Source organism: Thioalkalivibrio sp. ALE20 (assembly GCF_000381405.1).
GTDB lineage: Bacteria > Pseudomonadota > Gammaproteobacteria > Ectothiorhodospirales > Ectothiorhodospiraceae > Thioalkalivibrio.
Map to the genome: position 1 here is coordinate 521,193 of NZ_KB906471.1, position 17,421 is coordinate 538,613.

At 68.9% G+C, this 17,421-nt stretch carries 14 protein-coding genes; 9 read left to right on the plus strand and 5 right to left on the minus strand.

The window, feature by feature from the left end:
- The first annotated feature begins 5 nt into the window (after positions 1-5).
- From arsC to F790_RS0102530, 3 genes are read left to right on the plus strand one after another with little or no spacing between them, the layout of a single operon-like run.
- Positions 6-368 carry an arsenate reductase (glutaredoxin) gene (gene arsC, locus F790_RS0102520; RefSeq protein ID WP_018870109.1) on the plus strand — a complete coding sequence of 121 codons (363 nt, stop codon included), beginning with the start codon at positions 6-8 and terminating at the stop codon, positions 366-368.
- Entirely contained in the window at positions 365-991 is a 627-nt protein-coding gene (gene wrbA / locus F790_RS0102525) for an NAD(P)H:quinone oxidoreductase (protein ID WP_019589243.1), read from the plus strand. The genes arsC and wrbA overlap by 4 nt, the downstream gene beginning before the upstream one ends.
- Entirely contained in the window at positions 988-1,368 is a 381-nt protein-coding gene (locus F790_RS0102530) for a DUF2069 domain-containing protein (protein ID WP_018870111.1), read from the plus strand. The genes wrbA and F790_RS0102530 overlap by 4 nt, the downstream gene beginning before the upstream one ends.
- Here F790_RS0102530 and hda read toward each other — a convergent pair.
- From hda to F790_RS0102545, 3 genes are read right to left on the minus strand one after another with little or no spacing between them, the layout of a single operon-like run.
- Entirely contained in the window at positions 1,341-2,084 is a 744-nt protein-coding gene (hda, locus tag F790_RS0102535; RefSeq protein WP_019590755.1) for a DnaA regulatory inactivator Hda, read from the minus strand. The two genes, F790_RS0102530 and hda, sit on opposite strands and share 28 nt — an antisense overlap.
- Positions 2,081-3,199 (minus strand): AI-2E family transporter, encoded by a 1,119-nt coding sequence (locus tag F790_RS0102540; RefSeq protein ID WP_019590756.1) that lies wholly within the window; start codon positions 3,197-3,199, stop codon positions 2,081-2,083. Before F790_RS0102540 ends, hda begins: the two co-directional genes overlap by 4 nt.
- A 16-nt stretch (positions 3,200-3,215) precedes the next feature.
- On the minus strand, positions 3,216-4,265 hold the full coding sequence (locus F790_RS0102545; protein ID WP_019590757.1) for a DUF2066 domain-containing protein: 1,050 nt from the start codon (positions 4,263-4,265) through the stop codon (positions 3,216-3,218).
- A 180-nt stretch (positions 4,266-4,445) separates the two neighbouring features.
- On the opposite strand from F790_RS0102545, the gene purM reads away from it, so the two are divergent.
- Genes purM through F790_RS0102565 form a run of 4 tightly spaced genes read left to right on the plus strand, consistent with a single transcriptional unit; the run spans position 4,446 to position 8,422 of the window.
- Positions 4,446-5,507, plus strand: coding sequence for a phosphoribosylformylglycinamidine cyclo-ligase (gene purM, locus F790_RS0102550; protein WP_019021317.1), 1,062 nt, complete (start codon positions 4,446-4,448; stop codon positions 5,505-5,507).
- Positions 5,508-5,512: 5 nt separating this feature from the next.
- Positions 5,513-6,190, plus strand: a complete 678-nt coding sequence (gene purN, locus F790_RS0102555; protein WP_019021318.1) for a phosphoribosylglycinamide formyltransferase — start codon at positions 5,513-5,515, stop codon at positions 6,188-6,190.
- Positions 6,168-7,007, plus strand: a complete 840-nt coding sequence (locus F790_RS0102560) for a DUF3108 domain-containing protein (protein WP_026300768.1) — start codon at positions 6,168-6,170, stop codon at positions 7,005-7,007. Before purN ends, F790_RS0102560 begins: the two co-directional genes overlap by 23 nt.
- An 8-nt stretch (positions 7,008-7,015) precedes the next feature.
- Positions 7,016-8,422, plus strand: coding sequence for an NAD(P)/FAD-dependent oxidoreductase (locus F790_RS0102565; RefSeq protein WP_019021320.1), 1,407 nt, complete (start codon positions 7,016-7,018; stop codon positions 8,420-8,422).
- A gap of 34 nt (positions 8,423-8,456) precedes the next feature.
- Here F790_RS0102565 and F790_RS0102570 read toward each other — a convergent pair whose 3' ends face one another.
- Complete coding sequence (locus F790_RS0102570) at positions 8,457-9,779, minus strand: hypothetical protein (RefSeq protein ID WP_019021321.1); 1,323 nt, start codon at positions 9,777-9,779, stop codon at positions 8,457-8,459.
- A gap of 214 nt (positions 9,780-9,993) precedes the next feature.
- Here F790_RS0102570 and F790_RS0102575 point away from each other — a divergent pair, with 214 nt between their 5' ends.
- Both F790_RS0102575 and F790_RS0102580 read left to right on the plus strand, forming a co-directional pair.
- Entirely contained in the window at positions 9,994-15,072 is a 5,079-nt protein-coding gene (locus F790_RS0102575; RefSeq protein WP_198004651.1) for a PAS domain S-box protein, read from the plus strand.
- Positions 15,069-15,992, plus strand: coding sequence for a diguanylate cyclase (locus tag F790_RS0102580; protein WP_019021323.1), 924 nt, complete (start codon positions 15,069-15,071; stop codon positions 15,990-15,992). Before F790_RS0102575 ends, F790_RS0102580 begins: the two co-directional genes overlap by 4 nt.
- Here F790_RS0102580 and pmbA read toward each other — a convergent pair whose 3' ends face one another.
- Positions 15,993-17,366, minus strand: coding sequence for a metalloprotease PmbA (gene pmbA / locus F790_RS0102585; protein WP_019021324.1), 1,374 nt, complete (start codon positions 17,364-17,366; stop codon positions 15,993-15,995).
- Positions 17,367-17,421 lie beyond the last annotated feature (55 nt).

The following is a 17,421-nucleotide window of genomic DNA, read 5'->3' on the forward strand; positions in this document are numbered from 1 at the left end:
CGTGCATGTCCGAATCGCCACGCCCTACGCTGTACCACAACCCGCGCTGCAGCAAGTCCCGCGCCGCGCTGGCCCTGCTGCGTGAACGCGACATCGAGCCGGAGATCGTCGAATACCTGAAGACCCCGCCGGATGCCGACACCCTGCGTGCAATCCTCGCCCGCCTGGGCCTGGGCCCGCGGGATGTCCTGCGCACCGGCGAGGCCGAATACCGCGAACTCGGCCTGAAGGACGCCGAGCTGGACGACGAGGCGCTGATCCGGACCATGGTCGAACATCCGAAACTGATCGAGCGCCCGATCCTCGTCCACGGCGACGCCGCCCGCATCGGCCGGCCGCCCGAACAGATCCTGGAGATCCTGCCATGAGCGCCGCCGTGGAAGTCCTGGTGCTGTACTACAGCCGCTACGGCGCCACTGCCGAACTGGCTCGCCACGTGGCCACCGGCGTGGAGCAGTCCGGGGCCACCGCCCGGGTGCGCACGGTCCCGCCGGTGACCACCGGCACCCCGGGCGACACCCCGGCGGTGCCCGACAGCGGCCCGCCGTGGGCCGAGACCCGCGATCTGGAAGAATGCGCCGGGCTGGTGCTGGGCTCGCCGACCCGCTTCGGCAACATGGCCGCGCCGCTGAAGCACTTCCTCGACGGCACCAGCGGGCTCTGGGCCAGCGGCGGCCTGGTGGATCGCCCGTTCGGGGTGTTCACCAGCACCGCCAGCCAGCACGGCGGCCAGGAGACCACCCTGCTGACCATGGCCCTGCCGCTGATCCATCAGGGCATGCTGTGGGCCGGCGTGCCGTACACCGTGCCGGAGCTCTCCGCGACCACCACCGGCGGCACGCCCTACGGCGCCAGCCACGTGGCCGGAGAACGCGGCGAGGCGCCGGTCTCGCGCGAGGAACAGCGCATCGCCGGCGCGCTGGGCGAACGCGTGGGACGGCTGGCGCAGCGGCTGCAGGCCGCAGAGGGCCAGGGAGGCGGCAAGGCATGAACCTCGTGGCCCTGTTCCGCTGGATGACCCTGATCGGGTGGTTCGGCCTGTTCGCCACCCTGCTGGCGTTCACCGGCTGGCTACAGCCGCCGGAGGCCCTGCCGCGCGCCCTCGCGCTGGCCATCCTGCTGGTGCCGCTGCTGTTCCCGCTGCGCGGGATCCTGCATGCGCGCCGCTACACCCATGCCTGGGCCAGCCTGCTGGCGCTGGCCTACATCACCCTCGGGATCACACTGGCATCGGTCGCCAGCGACCGTCTCTACGGTGCGCTGGTCACGGGCTTCAGCCTGGCCTGGTTCGCCGGCTGCCTGCTGTTCGTGAAGCTTGACGCGCGCCGCGCCCGCGCGGCTCAGTCGGCGGCCGAACGCGCCAGCTGATCGCGCACGAAGGGGATGGTCAGGCGGCGCTGTTCGGCCAGCGCCGCCAGATCGAGGCGTTCCAGCAGGACCAGCAGCGCGGCCACGTCCCGCCGCTGGTGGCGCAGTACGTAGTTGGCGACCGCATCCGGCATCTCCAGGCCGCGCCGCCGGGCGCGGTCCACCAGGATGCGCCGGAGGTCCTCTTCCTCCGGGGGCTCCAGGCGGAATACCGGCCCCCAGCCCAGACGGGAGCTCAGATCCGGCAGGGTGGCGCCCATGCCGTCCGGCGGTTCCGGCGCCGCCAGCAGCACCCGACAACCGGCATCGCGCAGACGGTTGAGCAGGCCGAACAGCGCCTCGTCCCAGGCCGGCGAGCCGACCACCGCAGCGAGGTCATCCAGCGCCACCAGCCCTGCACGCTCCAGCCCGTCCAGCACCGCCGCGGGCGGCGCCGTAGCCAGTTCGGCCAGCGGCAGGTAGGCGGCCCGGTCGCCGCGCTCGTGCGCCACGTGGCAGGCGGCCTGCAGCAGATGGGTCTTGCCGGTCGCGCCCGGCCCGTGCAGATAGACCTGCGGCTGACTCAGCCCGGCGTTGCGCCCCAGGCTCTCCACGGTGTCGCGCGCGATCCGGTTGGCCTCGGCGTGGTATTCCGCAAAGCGCGAGGCATCGCGCAGCCGCAGGTCCAGCGGGAGCTGGGCCACGTCGGTGTCGGCGCTGGCGGGATCTCGGGTCACGGGTCGGCATCCCCTCCGGGGGCGGGCTGATTGAGCGCGCGATAATGCGCCAGCGCGTGGCGCACCGCAACGGCCAGCACCGCCGCCACCGGCAGGGCCAGCAGCACCCCCACGAACCCGAACAGCTGCCCCCCGGCCAGCACGGCGAAGATCACCGCCACCGGGTGCAGCCCGGTGCGGTCCCCCACCAGCCACGGCGTCAGCCAGACCGATTCGAGGACCTGCGCCACCGCGAAGATCGCCCACACCACCAGCAGCAGGACCCAGCCGTCGCCGGCGAACAGCACTGCAGCGCTGGCCAGGGTAATACCAACGATCACGCCCACATACGGGATGAAACTCACCACACCCGCGATCACGCCGATGGCCAGCCCCAGCTCCACGCCCACCAGCGACAGGGCCACCGCATAGAACAGGCCCAGCGAAACCATCACCAGCAGCTGCCCGCGCAGGAACGCACCCAGCACTTCGTCGGATTCGCGCGCGAAGGTCTCCACCGGGGGCCGCCAGCCCAGCGGCAGCAGGTCGTGCAGGCCGTCGATCAGGCGCGGCCAGTCGCGCAGCAGGTAGAAGCTCACCACCGGGATCAGCACCAGGTTGAGCACGCCCATCACCAGCGCGGTGGTGGAACTGCCGATCCAGTGCAGCGCGCCGCCGGCCAGCCCGCCCGCCTCCTGCCAGTGGCGCGCCACCATGTCCTGCACCGCCTGCGGATCCAGCGCCGGGATGCCGTCGCCGAAATGCCGCTCCAGCCATGGCCGTGCCTGCTGGTCGAACCACGCCATGATCTCCGGCAGGAACAGGAACAACCGCTCCAGCTGGGCGGCGACCAGCGGGATCAGGACCAGCACCACCGCCGCCAGCAGCAGCATCACCAGCAGGAAGATAACCAGCGTCGCCACCGTGCGGGAGGTCTGCAGACGCACCCCCAGGCGGGTCACCAGCGGATTGAACAGGTAGCCCACCAGCAGCGCGACCAGAAACGGCATGAGAATGGGCGCCAGCAGATACAGCGCGCCGGCCACGACCAGCAGCCCCAGCAGGGCGGCCACGGTGGCGGCGGATACGTTTCCCGGGGTCGGGTCACCGGGGGGCGGGGTTCCTGCGGCGCTCATCGGATCCTCCTCCGGATCAACGCACACCCAGCCACAGTGCGGCGTCGGGGCGTCCGGCCTCTTCCCGCTCCTCCTCCCCGGCCGCGGTGAAACCCGCGTCCTGCAGCACTTCGCCCAGGGCCTCGGCATCCAGACCGGTGCGCAACCGCAGGGTCAGGGCGGCCCCGCCCAGCGAGTCCAGCTGCACGCGTTCGATGGCCTCCATGCCACCCAGCCGGGCTCGCAACTGGCGAAAACCGTCGAAACCCGCCACCCCGGTAAAGCCCACCGTGATCCACTCGGGTTCATCCGGCACCCGCGCCAGGTCAGCGCCCATCCGGTCCAGCGCCGTGGCGGTCGCCCGACGCGCGGCCGCCGGGGCATCCGCGGCGGTAGCCTCGGCACGGTATTCGCGGTCCCGGTGCACCAGCAGGGCCCGCGCGCGGGTCTCGCCTTCCGCCGGTCGCAGGTGCAGCAGGATCAGGCCGTCCGGACCATAGCGCCGAGCGGCCTCGAACAGCGGTTCGGTCACGCGTCCGACGATGTCGCTGATGCGCGCCTCGCGCCGGTCCTGCAGATCCCCCAGCGGCAACAGCAGCGGCATGTCCCGCTCGCCGGCCAGGGTCTCCAGTGCGGCCAGCACGCCGGAGTCCTCCCCGACGGACGCGGTGCCCAGCAGGTCACGCCGGCCGTCGGCCTCCTCCACCGCCCACACCAGCAGGGACGGACGCGAGCCGACGATCATCGGAACGGCGGCGTCGCGCAGCGACCGGCGCAGGGCAGTCCGGTCGAACTCCAGGAGGTAGCCGCCCGCCTCGCGCGCCTGCTGGCGCTCCAGCGCCGCCGGCAGTTCGTCATCGTCCGGGGTCTCGCGCAGCTCGTCGGCGAGCGCCCGCACCGCGTCGGAATCCAGCCCCGCTACCCGCACCAGCGCCGCGTGGAGCCCTTCCGCCAGCGCCGCTTCGCGCTCTTCCGCATCGCTCTGAACGACCAGCGTCCCCGCCCCCGCGGCCTGTGGCAGCAGAGCGACCAGCCACAGGGACAGGAACAGAGCGACAGCGGAAATGGAACGCGACACGGCAGGCATGGGACTCACGGGCAGCAGGCAGGCAACACGCCGCTCAACATAGCACAGCGCCCGCCGCCGGCGCGCCGCCCGCGCTTTGCACGCCCCGGCACGGGCGGCTAACATGCCTGGGTTCAATGCGCGCCTGCCCGCGGGCAGCGTCGCGGCCCGCCAGAAGGCCCTTTTCCGGGAACGTTGCCCATGTCCGAATCCTCTTCCGGTCTGACCTATCGCGAGGCCGGCGTCGACATCGCCGCCGGGTCGGAACTCGTCGAACGCATCAAGCCGCACGCGCAGCGCACCCTGCGCCCCGAGGTCCTGGCCGGCCTGGGCGGCTTCGGCGCGCTGTTCGAACTGCCCGTGGATCGCTACCGCCGCCCGGTACTGGTGTCCGGCACCGACGGGGTGGGCACCAAGCTGCGGCTCGCCCAGCAGACCGATCGTCACGACTCGATCGGCATCGATCTGGTGGCGATGTGCGTGAACGACATCATCGTGCAGCGCGCCGAGCCGCTGTTTTTCCTCGACTATTACGCCACCGGGCGCCTCGACATCGATGTCGCCGGCGACGTGATCACCGGCATTGCCGAGGGCTGCGAGCAGGCCGGCTGCGCGCTGATCGGCGGCGAGACCGCCGAGATGCCCGGCATGTACCAGGGCGAGGACTACGACGTCGCCGGCTTCGCGGTCGGCATCGCGGAGAAGGATCAACTGCTGGACGGCAGCCAGGTGGCCGCGGGCGACGTGATCCTCGGGCTGGCGTCCAGCGGTCCGCATTCCAACGGCTACTCGCTGATCCGGCGGATCCTGGAACACGTGCAGGCGGACCTCGACGCGCCGCTGCCCGGCGGCGACGGCGAGACCCTGGGCGCGGCCCTGATGGCGCCCACCCGCATCTATGCCCGGCCGCTGCTGGAGGTCATGGCACGCCACCCGGTGCACGCAGCGGCCCACATCACCGGCGGCGGCCTGACCGAGAACCTGCCGCGCGTGCTGCTCTCGGAGACCCTGCATGCGCGCATCGACACGAACGCCTGGCAGTGGCCGGCGGTGTTCCGCTGGCTACAGCAGCAGGGCGGCATCGCCGACGAGGAAATGCTGCTGACCTTCAACTGTGGCATCGGCATGACGCTGATCCTGCCGGAGGCCAGCGTGGAGGCGGTGTCTTCGGAACTGGCGGCCGCCGGCGTCCCGGCCTGGCCGGTCGGCGTGGTCGCCGAGTGCGCGGAACACGAACCCGGCGTGGTGTACACCGCGGGATGACAGGCATGGCCCCGCAACGCCTGGTCGTGCTGATCTCCGGGCGCGGCAGCAACCTCAAGGCCCTGATCGACGCCTGTGAACGCGGCGAGATCAACGGCCGGGTGGTCGGCGTGATCAGCAACCGCCCCGACGCCGGCGGACTCGAGTTTGCGCGCGCCCGCGGCATCCCGGAACAGGTCCTCAACCACCGCGACTACGCCGGGCGCGAACCGTTCGACGCGGCCCTGGCCGAAACCATCGAGGCGTTCGAACCGGACCTGGTGCTGCTGGCCGGGTTCATGCGCATCCTGACCCCGGGATTCGTGGAACGCTTTACCGGACGGTTGCTGAACATTCACCCGTCGCTGTTGCCGAAGTACCGCGGGCTGGATACCCATGCCCGCGCCCTGGCCGACGGCGAGACCGAACACGGCGCCAGCGTGCACTTCGTCACGCCGGAACTGGACGGGGGACCGGTTATCATGCAGGCACGGGTCCCGGTTCTGGCCGACGACACCGAAGCCTCCCTGAGTGCGCGCGTGCAGCAGGCCGAGCACCGCCTCTACCCCGCAGCAGCCGGGCTGGTGTGTTCAGGGCGGATTCAGTGGTCGGAACCCACGATCCGGTACGATGGCGCCCCGCTGGAGGCGCCCCTGCAGCTCGATCACGAGGTGACTTCCCATGCCCCAGGTGAATCGTCCTGACGCCGCCCGACGGCGTTTCACGGCGCGGTTGCTGACCGGTCTCGTCCTGGCGCTGGCCGCGATCCTCGCAACGGCGTTCCCGACCGCCGCCCCTGCCGCCGACAGCAACGCGGACCCGGCGGACGCGTCGCGGATCCCGCCGTTCACCGCCAGCTTCGAGGCCACGGCCATGGCCAGCACGCTGAATGCCTCCATGAGCCTCAACCACGAAGACCTCCGCACGCGCATGGCGATGGATGCCCACGTGACCGGATTCCTGCGCGTACTCGGACGCTTCGAACTCAGCCGCGAATCGCTGTTGAACACCAATGGTTCCGGCCTGCACCTGATCTCGTCGCGCTCCCACCAGGTCACCCCGCGTGAGGAGCGCAAAGTCGAAACCCGCCTGGACCACGAGGAACAGCAGGCCATCGGCCACATCGACAGCGAGCGGTTCACGCTCGACGTGCCCGAGGGCACCCTCGACTTCCTTGGCTCGCTCTACATGATGATGCAGCAGCTGGAAACCGGTGAACTGGGCAACACCGGCGACACCGTCCGCATCCGCACCCTGGAGCGCGACCGCCTGCGCGAATACGAATTCCGCCGCGACGGCGAGGAGACCGTGGACTCCGGCATCGGCTCGCTGGACACCGTGCGCGTGGTCCGCCGCAGCGACAACGGCGATGTCGAACTCGCCGCCTGGTTCGCCCCGGACCTGAACCACATCCCCGTGCGCTTCGACTACGAAGCCGGGGGGCGCGTGTTCGAACTCGAACTCACCGCGCTGGAATGGCACGAACCCATCATCGACCTGACCGAAGACCCCAATCCGTGAGCACATCCATGAGCGAAACCTTCGACCTGGCCATCATCGGCAGCGGCCCCGGCGGTTATCGCGCCGCCGTCCTCGGCGCCCTGCGCGGACTCTCCGTCGTCATCATCGAGAAGGACACCTGGGGCGGCTGCTGCCTCAACCGCGGCTGCGTGCCCAAGAAGGACTGGTACCACACCGCGCGCACGGTGGCCGCCCAGCGCCACTTCGAGGGCCGCGGCATCCGGGGCTCGCTGAGCGCGGAGATGGACCCGGCCTGGGACCATCAGAAGGAGGTCGTGACCTCGGTGCGCGATTCCTACCTGGAATACATGAAGCACCTGAAGATCCAGTACCGCGAGGGCACCGCCCGCTTTCGCGACGCCAGCACCCTGGAGGTCACGGGCGCCGACGGCAGCGAGACCCTGGAGGCGAAGCACACCATCATCGCCACCGGCGCCACCGCCACCGTGCCCGCCCCGTTCGAGGCCGTCCCCGGGCGGGTGATCACCACCGACATGCTGTTCGACGAGCGTCCGCCGCAGGGCCGCCGGGTGGCGATCATCGGCTCCGGCGTGGTGGCCACCGAATTCGCCTTCATCTTCTCCATGCTTGGCAAGGAAGTGACCTGGCTGACCCGCTCGCAGCCCCTGAACGGCCAGAAGTTCAGCCCCCAGGCCCTGTCGACGCTGAAGGACAAGCTGGGCGAGAACGGCGTCGAGCCGATCCGGGTGAAGGGCTACGAGAGCGTGGAGACCACCGATAACGGAGTCGTCATCACCGATCAGGACGGCGGACGCCACGAGGTCGACTGGGTCCTGCTCGGCACCGGCCGCACGCCGCATACCGCGGACCTGAACCTGGAGGCCGTCGGCGTGCAGACGGACGCGCGCGGTTTCGTGCAGCGGCGCGCCACGCTGCAGACCGATGTCGACCACATCTATGCCATCGGCGACGTCGCCAGCGAATGGCAGACCGCCAACCACGCGCTGGCCGACGCCACCATCGCGGTGGAGAACATCCAGACCGGCAACACCCGCGAGCAGGACGAGCGCTACGTGCCGATCGCCATCTATTCGGCGGTGGAGATGGCGCGCCTGGGCATGGACGAGGACGATGCCGAGGACGAAGAGCTGGAACCCGCGGTCGGCTTCGCCGCGTTCGAGACCTCGCCACGCGCCCTGGGGCAGGACGAGCCCGAGGGCTTCGTCCGCCTGATCGGCGACATGGACACCGGGGGCCTGCTGGGCGGCGAGGTCATCGGCGGTGACGCCGGCGAGCTGATCCACATCCTGTCGCTGGCCCCCGATCGCGACACCGCACTCAACTGGATCGCGAAGGGCCAGTGGAACCACCCGGCCCGCGCCGAGGAGTTCCTCAACGCCACCGAGACCCTGGCCTCCAAGTGGGGCCTGAAGGCCGAGATCTTCGACCTGTGACCCGCCGGCCGGCGCCCGTCGCCGGCCGGCCGTCTCAATCCCCGCGCCGCGTCATCCGCACCGCATGTTCGTGCGGATAGCGCGCCGCATGGAAGCGCCCCTCCCAGGTGTCCGCATCCAGGCGTTCGAGCTCCAGGTGGTAACTCTCCTGCCGGTCCGGGGTCGGGTTCCACACCAGTTCCACGCGGTCCCCGTCTGCGGCAAGCTCCACCGAATCCAGATCACCGCTGGCCCCGTCCAGCCCGGGCCCGCGGGCATTACCCATCAGGAAATCGCCCTGCGCGCGGGTCTCGCTGCGGCCGTGAAACACGCTGAAATACGCCAGCGGCACGTCACCCTCGACCAGCGCCGCACGCCACGAACCCTGCAGTGCACCGGCGGGCTGGCCGCCCTTGCCGGCGTCGGCATCCCGCCCGTCCTTCCCGGCGTCGTCCGGGTCGTCCGGGGCGGCATCCGGGGCGTCATCTTCCTCCAGCCACGGCGGGGGCGGACGCCGGTCCACCGCCCAGGCGGTGCGGACCTGTGCGTCCGGCCCGACGCTCAGGCGCTGCCAGATCGCCTCCAGCTCGTGGTCCATCAGGTCACCGTCGCGCAGCAGGATATCCACGCCGCCCGGCTCCTCCAGCCCGACTTCCACCACCGCCTCGGCGAAGGGCTCGGCGAAGCCGACGCTCTCGCGGGCCTCCAGCTGTCCCGGCCGGGTATCCAGCAGGGACCCCAGCAGGAATGCCGGGTCCGGACCGACTTCCGGCGTTGAGGGCAGCGATGGCGGGACGAAATCCCACAGCTCCTCGCCGTTGTCACGCCACTGCGTGACCCGGTCACCCAGCGGTTCGGGATCGGTACAGGCCTGCTCGAGGCAGCGGGCCTGTTCGATGGCCGATGCGTCCAGGCTCCGGCGCGAGGCCGCGACCACGTGACCCGGGAACCCCTGGATCGGGCTCATCACCATGCGCCAGGAGACCCCGTCCCACGCCCCGCCGTCGTTACCGTCGCCGGCGTCCTCGTCCGGAGGTTCAAAACGGTCGATCTGCACGAAATGCAGATCCCGCATCCGCCCGGGCGGACTACCCTCCATCCACTCGAAGCCCGCCTGCATCCGGTAACGCGCCGGTTCCGCCGGGCCCTCGTGGCCCTCCAGCAGCAGGACGGGCACGGTCCACGGCCCGGCCCGTTCGAACGGCCGCACCGATTCGCGCTGCTCCGGCGGCAGCCGCTCTCGCAACAGGTCCGGTATCTCTCCGCTCTCGACCCGGCAATACCCTTCCGCTGCGACGAAATCACGTGCAGCCTCGCCCATGTCCTGCGGCGGTCCGGCCACCGCGCCCCCCGCCGCCAGCCCGACGAACGCGGCCACGATCCCCGCGCGCCGTACGGGTCCGCGCTGTCTCCGGGTTGAATCCTGCATGTTTCTCCCCTCCCTTCAGGTGATGCCGGTTCATACTGCCGGAACCGTATCGCCGACGCCCCCCATGATCGGAGAGGAACCAACCACCACGAGCGGGCTCTCGCAACCGCCCCCCGGAATGCGCGAGACTTTCATTACATACAGGCGGTGCGTGTACCCCGGAATGGCGACCCCTCCCCTTGGTGACGGCAGTTCTGCGCAGGTCTCGACCGTGGGCGAGGAGCGGTTCCGCACACTGTTCGAGCTCTATCCCGATGCCACGCTGCTGATCGATCCGGAGAGCGGCCTGCCGGTACAGTTCAACCGGCTGGCCCACGAGCAACTCGGCTACACTGCCGAGGAGTTCGCCGGCCTGCGTATCGGCGATTACGAGGCGCAGGAGACACCGGAGGAAACCGAGGCGCACATCCGGACCATCCTTGAGCAGGGGCAGGACGATTTCGAGACGCGGCACCGTTGCAAGGACGGCACAGTCATCGATGTTCGCGTCTCGGTGGTCCTGCTGCCGTTCGAGGAGCGGACCCTCTTCCTGGCCGTGTTCCGCAACATCACCGCTGAAAAGCTGGTCAACACCGCGCTGGAGCGCAGCCGCGAGCGCCTGGCCCTGGCCACGGAATCAGCCGGCCTGGGGATCTGGGACTACGACATGGCCAGCGGCCACCTGGAATGGGACGACGGCATGTTCCGCCTCTACGGCATCGACCCCGCCGAGTTCGGGAATGCCTTCGAGGACTGGGCCGGGACACTGACCCCGGATTCCCGGGATACGGCCGTGGCCGCCTTCCGGGCCGCCGTTGAATCCGACGCACCATTCGACCTCCGGATCACCATTCGCCGCGCCGATGACGGGACCATACGCACCCTGCACGGTCAGGCCCAGGTCATCCGGGACAGTGCCGGCCGGGCCACCCGGGTCGTCGGCGTCAACCGTGACGTCACGGAGGAAGAGGCGAACCGCCAGCGGCTCGCCGCCGAGGAAGAGAAATTCCGCGGACTGTTCGAGCTCTTCCCGGTCGGTATCGCCATGAACGACTTCGCCACCGGTGAATTCCTCGATTTCAATGCCGCCATCAATGAGCCCGCCGGCTACACCCGGGAGGAGTTCCGGCAGTTGAGCTACTGGGAGGTCACTCCCGAAGAGTACATGGCCGACGAACAGGCCATGCTCGAATCGATGCAGCGCACCGGCCGCTACGGGCCGTTCCAGAAGGAGTACATCCGCAAGGACGGTTCACGCTACCCGGTCCTGCTCCACGGCTTCAGGACCACGACGCCGGACGGACGCGAGGTGATCTGGTCGATCATCCAGGACATCTCCGATATCGAACGGACCCGCCAGGAACTGGAAGACGCACGCAACCAGTTTGCCTCGCTGGTGGAGAACATCCCCGGGATCACCTTCCGCTGCCTGTACGATGACGCCTGGACCATGCTCTTCATGAGCCGGGCAGCCGACCCGCTGACGGGTTATGACGCAGCGGAGCTGATCAATAACACCGTCGTCTCGTACGCACAGCTGATCCACCCCGACGATGCCGACCGGGTCGACCAGACCGTCGCGGAGGCCGTCGCCGACGACCGGCCCTGGGAGACCCGGTACCGGATCCGGCATCGCGACGGCTCCATTCGCTGGGCCCAGGAACGGGGCATCGCCGTGCGTGACGAACAGGGCGGGGTCGCCTGGCTGGACGGTTTCATCCTCGACATCACCGAACAGAAGCAGGCCGAGGCCCGCGCCGCCGAGATCGAGTCGACAACGCGTCGGCACCGGACAGCCGTGGACGCCATCGCCCATACCATTGCCGCGGAGGACGATGTCGGGGCGATCCTGGAGACCACCTGCCGCAGTCTGGGCGAGGCCCTGGGTGCCGACCGGGCGCTGGTCTACGACATCGATTTCGAACGCGAGCTGGTCACCGGCCGGGAGGAATGGCTCAATCCCGAACGGCCTGCCATCACGCCGTCGATCGGCACCTACCCGCTGGCAGTATTCGGCAACGGCTTGCGCGAGATGCGTAACCGCCAGGGCTGGATGAACAGTCATGCAGACGCGCCCCACCCGAGCCTGGTTGCGGACGGCGCGACCGGCATCCTGCACGACCAAATGGGTATCGGAACCCTGCTGTGGTATCCGTTCGGTTTTCGCCAGAGCGGTTTCCATCTGCTGGTCCTCAACTGGCTGGACCGTCAGCCGGAACCGGACGAACAGCAACTCGGTTTTCTCGCCTCGGTTGCCGGCCTGGTCGAGCTGGCGCGGAACAAGATCCGCCTGCTGGAAGAACAGCAGCATGCGCAAGAACAGTACGAGGTCCTGTTCCGCGAGCTGCAGGACGGCTTCGCTCTGCACGAGATCATCTGCGACGACGACGGGAACCCGGTGGATTACCGTTATCTCGCGGTCAACCCCGCATTCGAGCAACTCACCGGACTGAAAGCCGAAACGACGGTCGGCCGGCGTGTGCGCGAAATCCTTCCCGGGGTCGAATCACACTGGATCGAAAACTTCGGACACGTCGCACTGACCGGGGAGAACTGCAGCATCGAGGATTATGCCGCCGAGCTTGGGCGGTACTTTTCCACCACTGCCTTCCAGCCGGAGCGCGGACGTTTCGCCTGTCTGATCCGCGACGTCACCGACCGCCGGAATGCGGAACAGGCCCTGCGCGAATCCAGGGAGCGCTTCGCCGGCATATTCGAGCAGACCGGCAGCGGGGTGGCGGTCTACCGCCCGGTGGACGACGGCGAGGACTTCGTGTTCATCGACTACAATCCCGCGGCGGCGCAGATGGACCGGACCACCCGCGACTCGGTCATCGGACATCGGCTCACCGAATGCTTCCCCGGTGTCCGCGAGATGGGGCTGTTGCAGGCCTTCCAGCGGGTGGCGCGGACCGGGGAGCCGGAGCTGCTGCCGATGTCCCAGTACCACGATGAGCGCATCGCCGGCTGGCGCGAGAACCGGATCTTCCGCCTCTCCTCCGGCGAGATCGTCGCGGTCTACGATGACCTCACCGAGATCAAGCAGGCCCAGCAGCAGTCCGAGCAGGCACGCGAGCAGGCGGAGCGGGCCAGCCGCGCCAAGAGCGAGTTCCTGGCCAACATGAGCCACGAGATCCGCACGCCGATGAACGCGGTCATCGGCCTGAGCCAGCTGCTGGAACAGACCGAGCTGGACGCGAAGCAGCGCGATCAGGTGCACAAGATCCAGCAATCCTCGCGGATGCTGCTCGGCCTCATCAACGACATCCTCGACTTCTCCAAGATCGAGGCCGGCCAGCTGGAGCTGGAAGCGCGTGACTTCAGACTCGGCGAGGTGGTCGAGCAGATGGCGACGCTGTTCGGCGAGAAGGCCCACGCCGGGGGACTGGAGCTGCTCTACGACATCCAGCCCGACCTGCCGCGCGCCCTGGTTGGCGACGACCTGCGCCTGTCCCAGGTGCTCGGCAATCTGCTCGCCAATGCGACCAAGTTCACCGAGCGCGGCGGGACGGTGGAGCTCGGGATCCGCGCGGCCGGGCCGGTGACGGATGGTCAGGCCACCCTGCGCTTTTTTGTACGCGACACCGGTATTGGCATGAGCGAAGAGCAGCTCGCCCGGCTGTTCCGCCCCTTCAGCCAGGCCGACACCTCCACCACCCGCAAATATGGCGGCACCGGGCTGGGGCTGGTAATCAGTCGCCGCCTGGTCGAGGCCATGGGCGGCAAACTGGAGGTGGAGTCGGTCCCCGACGAGGGCAGCACCTTCGCCTTCACCCTGACCCTGCCGCTGGGCCAGGACCGACAGGCGATTGTCGAGTGCCCCGAGACCACGAGCCGCCGGGTGCTGATCGTCGACGACCAGGCCAGTGCCCGGCAGATCATGCGCGAACTCCTGCACCACTGCCATTACTTCACCGAGGAGGCCGACAGTGGCGAGGCCGCCGTCGAGCAGGTGGTGGCGGCGGAACGCCGCGGCGAGCCGTTCGACTTCATCCTGATGGACTGGATGATGCCGGGCGGCATGAATGGCAGCGAGACCTGCGAAGCCCTCGAGTGCCTGCGCCAGCGCGGCGAACTGAAGCGGACGCGGCCCCCGATCCTGATGGTCAGCGCCTACGCCCGGGATGAAATCACCCTGCCTGAAGGGCTGACCACCGACTACCTGGCCAAGCCGATCACCGCCTCATCACTCTACGATGCCCTGGTGCGGGCAGAAGGTGGCGGCCCCCCTGATCGTGCTCCGCAGGCAGCCCGGGTGCCGAAGCTGGGCGGCCATCGTGTGCTGCTGGTGGAAGATAACGAGATCAACCAGGAAGTGGGCAGGGAGCTTCTTGAAAAAACCGGCGCCCGCGTAACCACAGCCGACAACGGCGCCGAGGCGGTCGAGGCCGTGCGCGCGGAAAAGCCCGATCTGGTGCTGATGGATCTGCAGATGCCCGTAATGGACGGTTTCGATGCAACCCGGAGCCTGCGGGCCGATGGCTACATGGGCCCCGTTCTGGCCCTCTCGGCAGCGGTCATGGAAGAAGACCGCCAACGCGCGCGGGATGCCGGGGTCAACGGACACCTCGGCAAACCCGTCGACAGCACCGAACTCTACGCCGCACTCGCGAGCCATCTCGACGTCTCCACAACGGAGCCCACGCCCGGCGCAGAAGAGGAAGACTCTTCCTCCCCTGCTCTTCCCGCCACGCTGCCAGGCTTCGACCCGGCAAGGGGTCTGCGGCACTTCGGCGGCGATGTGGCCCTTTACTCCCGACAGCTGCACAACTTCAGGGACCGACTGGTCTCTGATTACGAGCCGCTGATCGGCCACCTGCGCGCCTCACGGGACGACGACGCGCACCGGCTCGCGCACAACCTGAAGGGGGTCGCCGGTACCCTCGCCGCCACGACCCTGCAGTCCATGGCCGAACAGATCGACCGCCTGATCAAGGACGGCGACCCGGTGTCCGCCGGGCTCATACATCGTCTGGAAACCGCATTCCGGGAAGCCTCACAATCGCTCGCAAACCTTCCCGACATTGCACAAGACAATGCGGCTGGTTCAGTGCACGCGGTCGCCACCCTGCGCCAGCAACTGGAAGCCAGCGAACTGATCGAAGAGGAAACCCTGCGCGAGGCCCTGGCATGGCTGCGGGGTCGCGGTCTGGACTGCGAGAGACTGGAAGCGCAGGTACAAGGCATGGCATTCGATGAGGCCCTGCAAACCCTCGACGAGCTGACACCCGGGCAGGGGCCTGATCAAGGAAACATTACATGAACCACGATGAACCGAAGCCGACCCTGCTGCTGGTCGACGACGAACCGACCAACATCCAGGCGCTGGGACACCTTCTGAAGGACGATTACCGCATTCGGGTTGCGAACAACGGCGAGAAGGCCCTGGCGCTGGCCGCAGAGGGTGCCCCGGAGCGCCCCGACCTGATCCTGCTGGACATCCAGATGCCCGGCATCGACGGCTACGAGGTCTGCCGACGTCTGAAGGAAGACCCGCACACCAGCGACATTGCCATTATCTTCGTCACGGCGCTCGACGACGCGCGCGACGAAGAGCACGGACTGAACCTGGGCGCGGTGGACTACATCGCCCGGCCGTTCAGCCCGGCGATCGTCCGCGCCCGTGTCAACACGCAAGTGAAGCTCAAGCGCAGGACCGACCTGCTGGAACAGTACGCAATGCTCGACGGCCTCACCGGCATTCCCAATCGTCGCTATTTCGACGAGCACCTGGACCGGGAGACCCGCCGCAGTCAGCGCGACGGGGAACCCCTGTCACTGATCATGCTCGACATCGACCACTTCAAGGGCTTCAACGACCATTACGGGCACGGGGCCGGGGATCGCTGCCTGCAGAAAGTCGCTGAAACACTTGCGCGGACGCTGAACCGGCCCGGGGACACCCTGTGCCGTTATGGCGGCGAGGAATTCGTGGCCCTGCTCCCCGGGACTCCGACATCCGGTGCGCTGGAGGTCGCCGAGAAACTGAGAAACGCGGTTGAGGAGCTGGCCCTTCCGCATGAACATTCCAGCGCGGCCCCGGTGGTCACCGTAAGTCTGGGGGCCGCGACCCTCGACCCCGTCGGAGAACCCGGAGCCGACGCGCAGTCGGTGCTCGCGCGAGCGGACGACGCTCTGTACCAGGCCAAGAAAGCCGGCCGCAACCGCTGCTGCGGGGGCTGATTATTCCCCGGCGACGGTCATCGACTCGATCAGGATCGAACCGGTGCGGATGTTCCCGCGATAGTCGACGTCCGAGCCGGTGGCGACGATGGCGCGGAACATGTCCCTGAGGTTGCCGGCGATGGTGATCTCCTCCACCGGATGGACGATCTCGCCGTTTTCCACCCAGAACCCGGCCGCGCCGCGCGAGTAGTCGCCGGTCACCGGGTTCACGCCCTGACCGATCAGCTCGGTCACCAGCAGCCCGGTGCCCATCTCGCGCAGCATGCCCGGGGCGTCCAGCGTCCCCGGACGCACCGTCACGTTGCGCGCGCCGCCGGCGTTGCCGGTGGTCTCGCGGCCGAGGCGCCGGGCGGCGTAGCTGTCGAGGGTGTAGCTGCGCAGCACGCCCTGTTCCACCAACGGCCGGTTGCGGGTCTGCACGCCCTCGCCGTCGAACGGTGCGCTGCCGAGCCCGCGCGGGGTCAGCGGGCGCTCCTCGATGCGCATCCATTCGGGGAAGATGCGTTCGTCCAGGGCATTCAGCAGGAACGAGCTCTCGCGGAACTGGGCCGGGCCGGAGATCGCGCGGGTGAAGCTGCCGATCAGGGTGCGCGCCATCTCCGGGGCGAACAGCACCGGGCAGCTGCGGGTGGAGAGCTTTTCCCCGCCCAGCCGGCGCACGGTGCGCTCCGCCGCCTCGCGCCCGATGTCCTCGGGGATGCCCAGATCGGCGGCGCGGCGGCTGACGCTGTAGGCATAATCGCGCTGCATGCCGTCATCGCCGCGCGCCACCAGGGCGCAGGACAGCGAATGACGGGTGCTGCGATAGCCGCCCATGAAGCCCTGGGTGTCGCCGAGGAACGCCATCGCGCGGCGGGTATTCACCGAGGCGCCTTCGGAGTTCTCGATGCGCGACTCGGCGTCGAACCCGGCCTGTTCGGTGCGCTGCGCCAGCTCGGTGGCCTGCGCGATGGACAGCTCCCAGGGGTGATCCAGGTCCAGATCTTCCCAGTCCACTGCCTTGAAGGCGATCGACGGCATGCCGGCATACGGATCCGGCTCGGTATAGCGGGCGATGCGGCAGGCCGCCTCGACGGTGTCGAGCAGGGCCTGCTCGCTGAAATCGGTGGTCGATGCCGCGCCCTTGGACTGGCCGAAATGCGCGATCAGCGACAGGTTCTGGTCGCGTTCGTGCTCCAGGGTCTCGATCTCGCCCTTGCGCACCCCCAGGTCCAGACCCACGCTGTGGCTGACGACCACCTGGGCATCGGTGGCCCCCTGCTTCTTTGCCTCCTCCAGCGCCTGCTGCACGCGGGCGCGCAGGGATTCGGGGCTGTGCGACAGCGCCTGGGCGGCGGCTTCGGGGGTCTCGACTGCGGGACGTTGACTCATGCGGATTCCGGTCGGTTGTTCGATGGGGGAGACAAAAAACCACGGGTCCGCACCC

What these genes read in the sequence shown, in the direction of transcription:
- arsC (WP_018870109.1), top strand. Translation starts at nt 6, where the DNA reads ATGTCCGAATCGCCACGCCCTACGCTGTACCACAACCCGCGCTGCAGC.
- wrbA (WP_019589243.1), top strand. Translation starts at nt 365, where the DNA reads ATGAGCGCCGCCGTGGAAGTCCTGGTGCTGTACTACAGCCGCTACGGC.
- F790_RS0102530 (WP_018870111.1), top strand. Translation starts at nt 988, where the DNA reads ATGAACCTCGTGGCCCTGTTCCGCTGGATGACCCTGATCGGGTGGTTC.
- F790_RS0102540 (WP_019590756.1), bottom strand. Translation starts at nt 3,199, where the DNA reads ATGAGCGCCGCAGGAACCCCGCCCCCCGGTGACCCGACCCCGGGAAAC.
- F790_RS0102545 (WP_019590757.1), bottom strand. Translation starts at nt 4,265, where the DNA reads ATGCCTGCCGTGTCGCGTTCCATTTCCGCTGTCGCTCTGTTCCTGTCC.
- purM (WP_019021317.1), top strand. Translation starts at nt 4,446, where the DNA reads ATGTCCGAATCCTCTTCCGGTCTGACCTATCGCGAGGCCGGCGTCGAC.
- purN (WP_019021318.1), top strand. Translation starts at nt 5,513, where the DNA reads ATGGCCCCGCAACGCCTGGTCGTGCTGATCTCCGGGCGCGGCAGCAAC.
- F790_RS0102560 (WP_026300768.1), top strand. Translation starts at nt 6,168, where the DNA reads ATGCCCCAGGTGAATCGTCCTGACGCCGCCCGACGGCGTTTCACGGCG.
- F790_RS0102565 (WP_019021320.1), top strand. Translation starts at nt 7,016, where the DNA reads ATGAGCGAAACCTTCGACCTGGCCATCATCGGCAGCGGCCCCGGCGGT.
- F790_RS0102575 (WP_198004651.1), top strand. Translation starts at nt 9,994, where the DNA reads ATGGCGACCCCTCCCCTTGGTGACGGCAGTTCTGCGCAGGTCTCGACC.
- F790_RS0102580 (WP_019021323.1), top strand. Translation starts at nt 15,069, where the DNA reads ATGAACCACGATGAACCGAAGCCGACCCTGCTGCTGGTCGACGACGAA.
- pmbA (WP_019021324.1), bottom strand. Translation starts at nt 17,366, where the DNA reads ATGAGTCAACGTCCCGCAGTCGAGACCCCCGAAGCCGCCGCCCAGGCG.